General features: G+C 71.8%; 8 protein-coding genes. 1 reads left to right on the forward strand and 7 read right to left on the reverse strand.

What is annotated here, in order from left to right:
• Nucleotides 1-122 precede the first annotated feature (122 nt).
• The 7 genes from topA to bldG all read right to left on the reverse strand — a co-directional run bounded on the left by topA (nucleotide 123) and on the right by bldG (nucleotide 9,865).
• Complete coding sequence (gene topA, locus ACFY1T_RS08330) at nucleotides 123-2,945, reverse strand: type I DNA topoisomerase (protein ID WP_390787499.1); 2,823 nt, start codon at nucleotides 2,943-2,945, stop codon at nucleotides 123-125.
• Nucleotides 2,946-3,260: 315 nt separating this feature from the next.
• Nucleotides 3,261-3,458, reverse strand: a complete 198-nt coding sequence (locus ACFY1T_RS08335) for a hypothetical protein (RefSeq protein ID WP_030866112.1) — start codon at nucleotides 3,456-3,458, stop codon at nucleotides 3,261-3,263.
• Nucleotides 3,459-3,772: 314 nt separating this feature from the next.
• Nucleotides 3,773-5,278: a methyltransferase gene (locus tag ACFY1T_RS08340; RefSeq protein ID WP_390787500.1), complete on the reverse strand. Its 1,506-nt coding sequence runs from the start codon at nucleotides 5,276-5,278 to the stop codon at nucleotides 3,773-3,775.
• Between the two features lie 211 nt (nucleotides 5,279-5,489).
• Entirely contained in the window at nucleotides 5,490-6,056 is a 567-nt protein-coding gene (locus ACFY1T_RS08345) for a small secreted protein (protein ID WP_390787501.1), read from the reverse strand.
• Between the two features lie 172 nt (nucleotides 6,057-6,228).
• Nucleotides 6,229-8,637: a sodium-translocating pyrophosphatase gene (locus tag ACFY1T_RS08350; RefSeq protein ID WP_390787502.1), complete on the reverse strand. Its 2,409-nt coding sequence runs from the start codon at nucleotides 8,635-8,637 to the stop codon at nucleotides 6,229-6,231.
• 325 nt (nucleotides 8,638-8,962) lie between these two features.
• Nucleotides 8,963-9,403 carry an ATP-binding protein gene (locus ACFY1T_RS08355; RefSeq protein ID WP_030866121.1) on the reverse strand — a complete coding sequence of 147 codons (441 nt, stop codon included), beginning with the start codon at nucleotides 9,401-9,403 and terminating at the stop codon, nucleotides 8,963-8,965.
• Nucleotides 9,404-9,523: 120 nt separating this feature from the next.
• Nucleotides 9,524-9,865 (reverse strand): anti-sigma factor antagonist BldG, encoded by a 342-nt coding sequence (bldG, locus tag ACFY1T_RS08360; RefSeq protein WP_030152678.1) that lies wholly within the window; start codon nucleotides 9,863-9,865, stop codon nucleotides 9,524-9,526.
• 81 nt (nucleotides 9,866-9,946) lie between these two features.
• Here bldG and ACFY1T_RS08365 point away from each other — a divergent pair, with 81 nt between their 5' ends.
• Entirely contained in the window at nucleotides 9,947-12,400 is a 2,454-nt protein-coding gene (locus ACFY1T_RS08365) for a DEAD/DEAH box helicase (RefSeq protein ID WP_390787503.1), read from the forward strand.
• The last annotated feature ends 122 nt before the right edge of the window (nucleotides 12,401-12,522 follow it).

The raw sequence follows: 12,522 nt of genomic DNA on the forward strand, positions 1-12,522 counted from the left end.
GCCCAGCCTATCCGCTGCGCTTGGCGGCTGCGGAGCCTGTGGATGACCATCCGGTGTGACCCCGGCCCCACCGCGGCGCGAAGACCCCGGGCCCGTGCGATCCGCACGGGCCCGGGGGCCGGTCAGTCGTCCGACGCGGGGGCGGCGGCCGCCGCCTTCTTGGCGACCGTCTTCTTCGCCGTCGTCGTCTTCTTGGCGGCGGTCTTCTTCGCCGTCGTCGTCTTCTTCGCCGCGGCGGTCTTGGTCGCCGTGGCCTTCTTCGCGGGCGCCTTCTTGGCCGGGGCCTTCTTCGCCGTCTTCTTGGCCGGGCCCTTGGCGCGCTTCTCCGCCAGCAGCTCGTAGCCGCGCTCCGGCGTGATCGTCTCGACGTCGTCGTCCCGCCGCAGCGTCGCGTTCGTCTCGCCGTCCGTCACGTACGGCCCGAAGCGGCCGTCCTTGACCACCACCGGCTTCTCGCTGACCGGGTCCGTGCCCAGCTCCTTCAGCGGCGGCTTGGCCGCGGCCCGGCCCCGCTGCTTCGGCTGGGCGTAGATGGCGAGGGCCTCGTCCAGGGTGATCGAGAACAGCTGGTCCTCGGTCTCCAGCGACCGCGAGTCCGTGCCCTTCTTCAGGTACGGGCCGTAGCGGCCGTTCTGGGCCGTGATCTCCACGCCCTCGGCGTCCGCGCCCACGACCCGGGGAAGGGACATCAGCTTCAGCGCTTCGTCCAGCGTGACCGTGTCCAGGCTCATCGACTTGAAGAGCGAGGCCGTCCGCGGCTTGACCGCGTTCTTGCCGGTCTTCGGGGTGCCCTCGGGCAGGATCTCCGTCACGTACGGCCCGTAGCGACCGTCCTTCGCGACGATTTCGTTCCCGCTGACCGGGTCCTTGCCCAGCTCGAACTCGCCGCTCGGCTTCGCGAACAGCTCCTCCGCGAACCCGACCGTCAGCTCGTCGGGCGCCAGGTCCTCCGGCACGTCGGCCCGCTGGTGGCCCTCCGCGTCCTTCTCGCCGCGCTCGACGTACGGCCCGTAGCGGCCGACGCGCAGCACGATGTTCTCGCCGACCGGGAAGGAGGAGATCTCCCGGGCGTCGATCGCGCCGAGGTCGGTCACCAGCTCCTTCAGGCCGCCGAGGTGGTCGCCGTCGGCCGGTACGACCTCGGTCGCGTCCTCGGAGCCGAAGTAGAACCGCTTCAGCCACGGCACGGACTGGGCCTCGCCCCGCGCGATGCGGTCGAGGTCGTCCTCCATCTTCGCGGTGAAGTCGTAGTCGACGAGCCGCCCGAAGTGCGTCTCCAGCAGGTTGACCACGGCGAACGACAGGAAGGACGGCACGAGCGCCGTGCCCTTCTTGAAGACGTACCCGCGGTCCAGGATCGTGCCGATGATCGACGCGTACGTCGACGGGCGGCCGATCTCGCGCTCTTCGAGCTCCTTGACCAGCGAGGCCTCGGTGTAGCGGGCCGGCGGCTTGGTCGAGTGGCCGTCCGCCGTGATCTCCTCGGCCGACAGCGCGTCGCCCTCCGCGACCTGCGGCAGCCGCTTCTCGCGGTCGTCGAGCTCGGCGTTCGGGTCGTCCGCGCCCTCGACGTACGCCTTCATGAAGCCGTGGAAGGTGATCGTCTTGCCGGAGGCGCTGAACTCGGCGTCCCGGCCGTCCGAGGCACGGCCGCCGATCTTGACGGTGACCGAGTTGCCGACCGCGTCCTTCATCTGGGAGGCGACGGTCCGCTTCCAGATCAGCTCGTACAGGCGGAACTGGTCACCGGTCAGACCCGTCTCGGCCGGGGTGCGGAAACGATCACCCGAGGGGCGGATCGCCTCGTGCGCCTCCTGCGCGTTCTTGACCTTGCCCGCGTAGACGCGCGGCTTCTCCGGCAGGTAGTCGGCTCCGTAGAGCTGCGTGACCTGCGCCCGCGCCGCCGACACCGCGGTGTCGGAGAGCGTGGTGGAGTCCGTACGCATGTAGGTGATGAAGCCGTTCTCGTACAGCTTCTGCGCCACCTGCATCGTCGCCTTCGCGCCGAAGCCCAGCTTGCGCGAGGCCTCCTGCTGGAGCGTCGTCGTGCGGAACGGGGCGTACGGGGAGCGGCGGTACGGCTTGGACTCGACCGAGCGGACGGCGAACGAGGTGTCCGCCAGCGCGGCGGCCAGCGCCCGCGCGTTCGCCTCGTCGAGGTGCAGCACCTCGCTCTTGAGCTGCCCGTTCGAGCCGAAGTCGCGGCCCTGCGCGATCCGCTTGCCGTCCACCGTGTTCAGACGGGCGACCAGGGTCGAGGGGTCGGAGGCGTCGCCGGCGCGGCCGGTGGCGAAGGTTGCGGTCAGGTCCCAGTACTCGGCGGAGCGGAAGGCGATGCGCTCGCGCTCCCGCTCGACGACGAGGCGGGTGGCCACCGACTGGACGCGGCCCGCCGACAGCTTCGGCATGACCTTCTTCCACAGGACCGGCGAGACCTCGTAGCCGTAGAGGCGGTCGAGGATGCGGCGGGTCTCCTGGGCGTCGACCATGCGCTGGTTCAGCTCGCGCGGGTTGGCGACGGCGTCGCGGATCGCGTCCTTGGTGATCTCGTGGAAGACCATCCGGTGGACGGGGACCTTGGGCTTGAGGACTTCCTGCAGGTGCCACGCGATGGCTTCGCCCTCGCGGTCCTCATCGGTGGCGAGGAAGAGTTCGTCGGACTCGGCCAGCAGCTCCTTGAGCTTCCTGACCTGGGCCTTCTTATCGGCATTGACGACGTAGATCGGCGCGAAGTCGTGTTCGACGTCGACGCCGAGACGGCGGACCTCGCCGGTGTACTTGTCGGGAACCTCGGCCGCGCCGCTCGGGAGGTCGCGGATGTGCCCGACGCTCGCCTCGACGACGTATCCCGGGCCGAGGTAGCCCTTGATCGTCTTCGCCTTGGCAGGGGACTCGACGATGACGAGTCGGCGGCCGCCCTTTGCGGTCTCGCTAGTCGGGGACAACTTGGCTCTTCTCTCCGGTCGGCACTCGGTCGCGGTACGGCGACGCTGCGGAGTGTGACGGTACAACCCGCCCCCGTGTCAAACGGCAGAAGCCCGCAACGGCCACTCGAACGGTAACCCGACAAGTGCCATTTCTGCCGCCCGGATACCGCGCCCGACCCGTAGCGATCACCGGGCCGGGTGGCCAGAGGGCCGTCTGGCCCCGCCCCCGCACGCCCTCTGACGTCCTTGTTCACGAAGCGCGGCCGCGCGGGTCGGCGCGTCGGTGGCGGGCCGGCGATCAGGCTCGGATCCGGCCCGCGGGCAGGCCCCCGGTCACAGTCGTACGAGGCACCAGACGCCGAGCGCCAGGGAGGTCCCGGCGGCAAGCAGCGCCAGCGGAACGGCCACGGCGGGGCGCACACCCTCGGCCACCGGCGCCCGGCGCGCCGCGCACGCCCCCGTCCAGCCCAGCAGGGCGGTTCCGAACAGCAGGAACACGGTCGCCGCGAAGATCGCCGGACCGCTCTCCATGCCGTTCCCCCCTTACTGCCGCCTGCTCCCCGGCCGCTCCGCGGGCCCCGGACGGATCCCCCCGGATCCCCCGCGGCCGGTCCGCGCGGGCCCCCCGGGAACGAGGCTGCCAGACGCTGCGTAACGGCGTGCGAACCCGGGGTTACATGAAGGTTTCGGCCACGGCCGGACGCCCTGCCGGACGCCCCGGAAGAGACCGCGGCGGTACGGGCGCGGGAGCCGTCTCGGAAGCGGCGGGGAGCGGCGCGGGCATCGGCCGAAGGCCCGGTCGGACGCCGGCCGAGGACCCGGTCAGCGGTCGGCCGAAGGCCCGGTCAGCCGCCGGCCGGCTCCAGGAACCCCTGCTCCACCAGCACCCGGATCGCCTCCGGAGTCCGGTCCCGCAGCACGACGGGATCCTCCTGCACCAGGTGCGCGATCGCGTCCAGGATCCGGCCCGCCGTGAGTGAGCCGTCACACACTCCCGCGAAGCCCGCCCCGACCGTGTCGACCTTGGTCGCCCGGCGCATCCCGCGGTTCTGCCGCAGCACCACGTGCTCCGGGTCCTCCGCGCCGGGCGCGCCGACCTGCTCCTGCACGACCTCCGCCGCCAGCACGAAGCGGGCCTCCAGCAGGGCCGCGTCGTCGTGGTCCCGCAGGTAGTCCTGCCGGGCGAAGTGGGCCACGACGGCGTCGCCGAGCGGCTGCTCCACCGAGTGCGGCCACTCCTCCACCACGATCGAGGGCTCCGCCGCGTCGCTGCGCCGCAGGGTGATCCAACCGAAGCCGACGGCCTTGGTCTTGCGCGCCTCGAACTCGTCCAGCCAGTCCTCGTACCGCCGCGCGTACTCGGCGGGGTCGGTGCGGTGGTCGCCCGCGTCGCGCAGCCACAGCTCCGCGTACTGCGTGACGTCCTGCACGTCACGCTGCACGATCCACGCGTCGCAGCCGCGCGGCACCCAGGCGCGGACCCGGTCGTGCCAGTCCTCGCCCTCCACGTGCTGCCAGTTGCCGAGGAACTGCGCGTACCCGCCCGGGTTGAGGTGCGCGCCGGCCTCCTGGACGAGGGTCCGGCACAGGTCGTCGCCGCCCATCCCGCCGTCGCGGTACGTCAGTCGGGCGCCCGGGGAGATCACGAACGGCGGGTTCGACACGATCAGGTCGTACGTGGCCTCGCCGACCGGCTCGAACAGCGACCCCTGCAGCAGCTCGGCCTCCTGGGCGCCGGACAGCGCCAGGGTCAGCCGGGTGAAGTCCAGGGCCCGGGGGTTGACGTCGGTGGCGGTGACCCGGGTGGCGTGCTGGGCGGCGTGCAGGGCCTGGATGCCGGATCCGGTGCCGAGGTCGAGGGCGCTGCCGACCGGGGTGCGGACGGTGATCCCGGCCAGGGTGGTGGAGGCCCCGCCGACGCCGAGGACGACACCCTCCTCGCGGCTGCCGATCCCGCCGGCCCCGCCGACGGCGCAGCCGAGGTCGGAGACGATGAACCAGTCCTCGCCGTCGGGACCGCCGTACGGGCGCACGTCGACGGTGGCGTGCAGCTCATCGCCCTCGCGGCGCAGCCAGCCGTCCGCCAGCGCGGCCTCGACGGGCAGCGCCCGGGCGGCGTTCACGTACGGCTCCGGCTGCTGCAGCAGGAACAGCCGGACCAGGCTCGCGAGCGGGCCGTCACCGCGGCCGCGCGTGGCGCGCAGGGCGGGGACCGTCTCGCTGCGGGCCAGCGCGGCGTAGGCGGGGGCGCCGAGCAGGTCGAGCAGGCCGTCGGCGGTGAAGCCGGCGGCGAGCAGGGCCGTGCGGAGCTCGGCGGCGCGGTCGGGCGAGGGAAGGCTGGTGGTACTCACCGGTCCATTGTGTCGGCTGCCGCCCCCGATGCGTATGCCGCGCGGCCGCTGACGGCGCCGATGCGCCCTCCGGCGCGTGGCCGGTGGCCGCCTTCCACGGGTGCCGCCGACGGCCCGGCGTGCGCCGGGGCGGCCGGGTTCCTCGCGGCCCCGGCCGACCCGGTCCGCGTACGCATGCCGCGGCCGCCCTGGGCGGCGGCCGCGGGCCACGTCACTTCGGCGAGGCCGACGGCGCCGCCACCTGGCAGCCCTTCTGGCCGTTCATCGCCTTGTCCAGGCCGCCGGCCTTGAGCGTGCTGAGCGCGTTCTTGCCGCCCTTGGTGGCCTCCTCCAGTCCGCCGGCCACGTCCTTGAGGCCCTCGGCGAACTTCGTCTGGTCCTTCGGGTCCAGCGCGTCCATCTTCGTCTTCAGGTCGGCGTAGCCCTTGGACGATTCCTCGAAGCCCTTGATCGCCGTCGCCTGCGTCGTCTGGCCGTCCTTGACCGGCGGAACTCCCGCGCCCTGCAGGGCCGTCCCCATCGCCTTGTACGAGGTGGACATGGTGCCGAACGCCGCCGAGTCGGTCGTCTGGACCTCTTCGGGCTTGCTGCTCTCGGTCGCCACCCGCTTGATGTCCGCGTTGGCGGTCTCGATCTTCTTCAGCTCGGGCTGCCACTTGTCGCAGACCTTCTTGGCCCAGGCGTTGGCCTTCTCGTCCCCGTCGTCGCCGCCGCAACCGGACAGCACGATCATCAGTACCGCACCGCCGGACACCGCGGCCGCAAACTTCTTGTTCACCGGATTGGTCCCTTCGAAGGCTCTCGGCCCGGAAGATACACGTCCGCCATCCGGGCACGCAGAACGGCGGACAGACGGCGCGTCAGTCCGCGCCGCCCGTCCGCCGTTCGGGCGTACCTTCGAGTCCTCGGGCCGGGCGGCCCGCAGACCCCTGGGGAGGTCACCCCTCGGGTCAGGAAACCACCGCGGGATCGGCCTGCTGCGCCACGCGCTCGGCGGGCGAGCCCTCGCCCTCGGAGTCGTCCCCGACCGCGATGCCGCGGCGCTTGGAGATGTAGACCGCGCCGATGATGACGCCGATGGCCAGGACCGCGACGATCGCGCGCACGGTCGCGCTGGTGTCGGGGCCGTAACTGAACTGCACGACCGCGGGGGCGATCAGCAGCGCCACCAGGTTCATGACCTTGAGCAGCGGGTTGATCGCGGGACCCGCGGTGTCCTTGAACGGGTCGCCGACCGTGTCGCCGATGACGGTCGCGGCGTGGGCCTCGCTGCCCTTGCCTCCGTGGTGGCCGTCCTCGACGAGCTTCTTCGCGTTGTCCCACGCGCCACCGGAGTTGGCGAGGAAGACCGCCATCAGGGTGCCGGTGCCGATGGCACCCGCGAGGAACGAGCCGAGCGCGCCGACGCCGAGCGAGAACCCGACGGCGATCGGGGTGAGGACCGCGAGCAGGCCGGGCGTGGCGAGCTCGCGCAGGGCGTCCTTGGTGCAGATGTCCACGACGCGCCCGTACTCGGGCTTCTCCGTGTAGTCCATGATCCCGGGGTGCTCGCGGAACTGGCGGCGCACCTCGTAGACGACGGCGCCCGCGGAGCGGGAGACCGCGTTGATGGCGAGGCCGGAGAACAGGAACACGACGGCCGCGCCCAGGATCAGGCCGACCAGGTTGTTGGGCTGGGCGATGTCCAGGCTGAGGTTCATCTCCCCCGCCTTGGCGCCGACCTCCTTGACCGCGTTCGCGATGGCGTCGTTGTACGAGCCGAACAGCGCGGCCGCGGCGAGCACGGCGGTGGCGATCGCGATGCCCTTGGTGATGGCCTTGGTGGTGTTGCCGACGGCGTCCAGGTCGGTCAGGACCTGCGCACCGGCGCCCTCGACGTCGCCGGACATCTCCGCGATGCCCTGGGCGTTGTCGGAGACGGGCCCGAAGGTGTCCATGGCGACGATGACGCCGACGGTGGTGAGCAGGCCGGTGCCGGCCAGGGCCACCGCGAAGAGCGCGAGCATGATCGACGTACCGCCGAGCAGGAACGCCCCGTACACGCCGAGGCCGATGAGCAGCGCCGTGTAGACGGCCGACTCCAGGCCGACGGAGATGCCGGCGAGGACGACGGTGGCCGCGCCGGTCAGGGAGGACTTGCCGATGTCCCGGACGGGACGGCGGTTGGTCTCGGTGAAGTAGCCGGTCAGCTGCTGGATCAGGGCCGCGAGCAGGATGCCGATCGCCACGGCGACGAGGGCCAGGATGCGCGGGTCGCCGGAGTGGTTGGTGATCGTGGCGTTCTCGACGCCGATGAGGTCCTTGTAGCTGGACGGCAGGTAGACGAAGACGGCGATCGCGACCAGGACCAGCGAAATCACGGCGGAGATGAAGAAGCCGCGGTTGATGGCGGTCATCCCGCTCCGGTCGGAGCGGCGCGGGGAGACCGCGAAGATGCCGATCATGGCGGTGACGACGCCGATCGCGGGCACGATCAGCGGGAAGGCCAGGCCGAGGTCGCCGAAGGCGGCCTTGCCGAGGATGAGCGCGGCCACGAGGGTGACGGCGTACGACTCGAAGAGGTCGGCCGCCATACCGGCGCAGTCGCCGACGTTGTCGCCCACATTGTCGGCGATGGTCGCGGCATTGCGCGGGTCGTCCTCCGGAATGCCCTGCTCGACCTTGCCGACCAGGTCGGCGCCGACGTCGGCGGCCTTGGTGAAGATGCCGCCGCCGACGCGCATGAACATCGCGATCAGGGCGGCCCCGAGGCCGAAGCCCTCCAGGACCTTGGGGGCGTCGGCGGCGTAGACCAGGACGACGCAGGAGGCGCCGAGCAGGCCGAGGCCGACGGTGAACATGCCGACGACGCCACCGGTGCGGAAGGCGATCCGCATGGCCTTGTGCGAGACGTCGGTGAGGTCCTTGGCGGGCTCGCCCTCGGCGGGGGTGGCCTCGCGCGCCGCGGCGGCGACGCGCACGTTGGCGCGGACCGCGAGGCGCATGCCGATGTAGCCGGTGGCCGCCGAGAAGATGGCGCCCACGAGGAAGAAGGCGGAACGCCCTGCCCGCTGCGTCCAGTCGTCGGCGGGGAGCAGGAAGAGCAGGAAGAACACGACGACGGCGAAGATCCCGAGGGTGCGCAGCTGTCGGCCGAGGTAGGCGTTGGCGCCTTCCTGGACGGCGGCGGCGATTTTCTTCATGCTGTCGGTTCCCTCGTCGGCGGCGAGTACCTGGCGGACCAGGATCTGCGCGACGACGAGTGCGGCAAGTGCCACGGCCGCGATCACCATGACGATGAGCCGATTGTCATCGGTGAGTACGGCGGCTGCCAGATCGGAGTTGCCGATCGGCGCGTTGGGGGTGAAGAGCCCCGTCATTCGTCCTCCTTGACGTGATGAGCTCAAGATGTGGACGGATTGTAGGGAGCTCTTCCCGATCAAAACAGTGCGCAGGAAACGGAATTGGCCTGCTCTTGCTCCTCAGCAATAGATCGCGTCACTCCATTACCCTCGAAAGAGGTAATGGGGCAAAGGCATTGACGCTTGATCATCGATCTAGGAATTGCCCCGGGGTATGAAAAAAGGCCCTGCTCGGCAGGGCCTTGATGAAGATCGGAAGAATCTCCGAACCGTGGGACTTGTGATACCGGCGGGACTGGCCGGACGTGCGAAACCCGACGGGACGTGCGAAGCCCGACGTGGCTTACGGGAGATCGGACGCGCCGGACACGGGCCAGCTCATCCGGATGGTCCCGCCCGCTTCCCCGCTCGTCACCTCGACGTCGTCGACGAGCCCGCTGATCACCGCGAGACCCATCTCGTCCTCGGTCTCGGTGTCCGGGTCCAGGGCGGCGTCGATGCCGGACACGGCGCCCTCCGGGCCGCCGGGCGGTCCGGGCACCTCGTCGCCGACCTCGATGGAGAACAGCTTCTCCTCCTCGGTCAGGACCACCCGGACGGGCGCGGTCAGCCCGTTGCTGAGATGCAGACCGACGGCGCGCGAGCAGGCCTCGCCCACGGCGAGGCGGACCTCGTCGAGCACGGCTTCGTCCACGCCGGCCCGCCGCGCCACGGCGGCCGCGACGAGGCGGGCCGTCCTGACGTGCTCGGGCTGGGCGCTGAAGCGCAGTTCAACGGTGGCCATGCGCGTCCCCCTCGGACTACGGGCGTGCCTTACAGAGGCCCGGGCCGCTGTCGGCCCGCGCCCCCGCTCCTCTTCGGCTCCCCTCCGCGGCGCCTCGCGGCGCCGCGGAAGGCGAAACCGTCAGTCGGTGGCTGCGACGGCGTCTTCCACGGTCGTGTGGATCGGGAACACCTTCGTCAGGCCGGTGATGCGGAAAATCTTCAGGATGCGCTCCTGGTTGCACACCAGACGCAGCGAGCCCTCATGAGCACGGACGCGCTTGAGACCTCCCACGAGCACACCAAGGCCGGTGGAGTCGAGGAAGTCCACTCGCTCCATGTCGACAACCAGGTGGTAGCTGCCGTCGTTCACCAACTCGACCAACTGCTCGCGCAGCTTGGGCGCGGTATACACATCAATCTCGCCACCGACCTCCACGACCGTGCGGTCGCCGACAGTGCGAGTCGACAGGGACAGGTCCACGGATCCTCCAGCACCTTGCTATCGAGCGGCGCCCCCCAGGGGCCTCCCCACCCGTAGGCAGGGGAGGGATTGGCTGCCGCGATGGCATTCAATCACTTACCGGCAGGCGCGCACGACGCCTTCCGACCATTGTCCCGCACGCCGGTGACACACTCGGTTCCAATGGCCAATACTCACCGTCCCGGTCGGCCCACGGCACCCGAGGACCCTCGACCCACTCCCGGCACGGTCCTGGACCGGCTCTCACGGGGGCCTTCTCGAGCTGCGCGCATCACCCATACGGAGCACTTGCCCCCTCGGGAGGGTCGTCATGCAGTCTGGCCCGACCGCATCCGAACGGATGTCGTAGCCGCGATCCGGGCCGCGGGCATCGACCATCCGTGGGAACACCAGGCCGCGGCCGCCGAGCACGCCCTGGACGGCGAGTCGGTGGTCGTCGCCACGGGCACCGCCTCGGGCAAGTCGCTGGCCTACCTCGCGCCCGTGCTCTCCGCCCTGGCGGACGGGGCGCAGGCCCCGAACGGGCGCGGCGCGACCGCCCTCTACCTGGCCCCGACCAAGGCCCTGGCGGCCGATCAGCGGCGCGCCGTACGAGAGCTGGCCGCTCCCCTCGGCAACGCGGTCCGGCCCGCGGTCTACGACGGCGACACGCCGGTCGAGGAACGCGAATGGGTGCGCCAGTACGCGAACTACGTGCTCACCAACCCCGACATGCTGCACCGGGGGATCCTTCCCGCCCATCCCCGCTGGTCCTCCTTCCTGCGCGCGCTGCGCTACGTGGTCATCGACGAGTGCCACACCTACCGGGGCGTCTTCGGCTCCCACGTGGCCCAGGTGCTGCGCCGTCTGCGGCGGCTGTGCGCCCGCTACGGCGCCGATCCGGTCTTCCTGCTGGCCTCGGCCACCGCGAGCGATCCGGCGGCCGCAGCGTCCCGCCTGACGGGCGTACCGGTGCTGGAGGTCGCCGACGACGCGTCCCCGCGCGGCGAGGTCGTCTTCGCCCTGTGGGAGCCGCCGCTGACCGAGCTGCGGGGCGAGAAGGGCGCCCCGGTGCGCCGCACCGCCACGGCCGAGACCGCCGACCTGCTGACCGACCTGGTCGTCCAGGGGGTCCGTACGGTCGCCTTCGTCCGCTCCCGGCGCGGCGCGGAGCTGATCTCGGTGATCGCCCAGGAGCGGCTGGCCGAGGTGGACCGGTCCCTGCCCCGGCGGGTCGCGGCCTACCGCGGCGGCTACCTGCCCGAGGAGCGCCGCGCCCTGGAGCGGGCCCTGCACTCCGGCGAGCTGCTCGGGCTGGCCGCCACCACGGCCCTGGAGCTGGGCGTGGACGTCTCGGGCCTGGACGCCGTCCTGATCACCGGCTACCCGGGCACCCGGGCCTCCCTGTGGCAGCAGGCGGGCCGGGCCGGGCGCTCGGGCCAGGGCGCCCTGGCCGTGCTGATCGCCCGGGACGACCCCCTGGACACGTACCTGGTCCACCATCCGGAGGCCCTGTTCCGCCAACCGGTGGAAGCCACGGTCCTGGACCCGGACAACCCGTACGTCCTGGCCCCGCACCTGTGCGCGGCCGCCGCCGAGCTCCCGCTGACGGAGCCGGACCTCGCCCTGTTCGGCCCGGCGGCCGCGGAGCTGATCCCGCAGCTGGAGGCGGCCAAGCTGCTGCGCCGCCGGGCGACCGCCTGGCACTGGACCCGCCGGGAGCGGGCCTCGGACCAGACCGACATCCGCGGCGAGGGCGGCCGCCCGGTGCAGATCGTCGAGGCGGCCACCGGGCGGCTGCTGGGCACGGTCGACGAGTCGGCGGCCCACACCGCCGTCCACGAGGGGGCCGTCCACCTCCACCAGGGCCGCACCTATCTGGTGAAGCAGCTGGACCTGGAGGACTCGGTGGCGCTGGTCGAGGAGTCCAGCCCGCCGTTCTCGACCACCGCGCGCGACACCACCGCCATCTCCGTCCTGGAGACCGAGACCGAGATCCCCTGGGGCCCGGCCCGGCTCTGCTTCGGCTCGGTCGAGGTGACCAACCAGGTCGTCTCGTACCTGCGCCGCAAACTGATCACCGGCGAGGTGCTCGGCGAGGCCAAGCTGGACCTGCCGCCCCGCACCCTGCGCACCCGGGCCGTGTGGTGGACCGTGACCGAGGACCAGCTCGACGAGGCACGGATCAACCCGGAGATCCTCGGCGGCGCCCTGCACGCCGCCGAGCACGCCTCCATCGGCCTGCTCCCGCTCTTCGCCACCTGCGACCGCTGGGACATCGGCGGGGTCTCCGTCCCGCTGCATCCCGACACCCTCCTCCCGACCGTGTTCGTCTACGACGGCCACCCCGGCGGAGCCGGCTTCGCCGAGCGGGCCTTCCACACGGCCCGCGCCTGGCTGACGGCGACCCGCGACGCGATCGCCGCCTGCGAGTGCGAGGCCGGATGCCCGTCCTGCATCCAGTCCCCCAAGTGCGGCAACGGCAACGACCCGCTCCACAAACGCGGCGCGATCCGCCTCCTCACCCGCCTCCTGTCCGAGGCCCCGCCCGCCTGAGGGCCGCCGTACGAGTCCCATCGCCCGGTCCGCACCGGCCGGACGGCCCCGTACGCGGACCCCGGACCCGTCGGCGGCCGGCCCGGGCGGGCCGGCCCGGGCGGTGATCGTCGGGGCGAAGG

Source organism: Streptomyces sp. NPDC001194 (assembly GCF_042896985.1).
GTDB lineage: Bacteria > Actinomycetota > Actinomycetes > Streptomycetales > Streptomycetaceae > Streptomyces.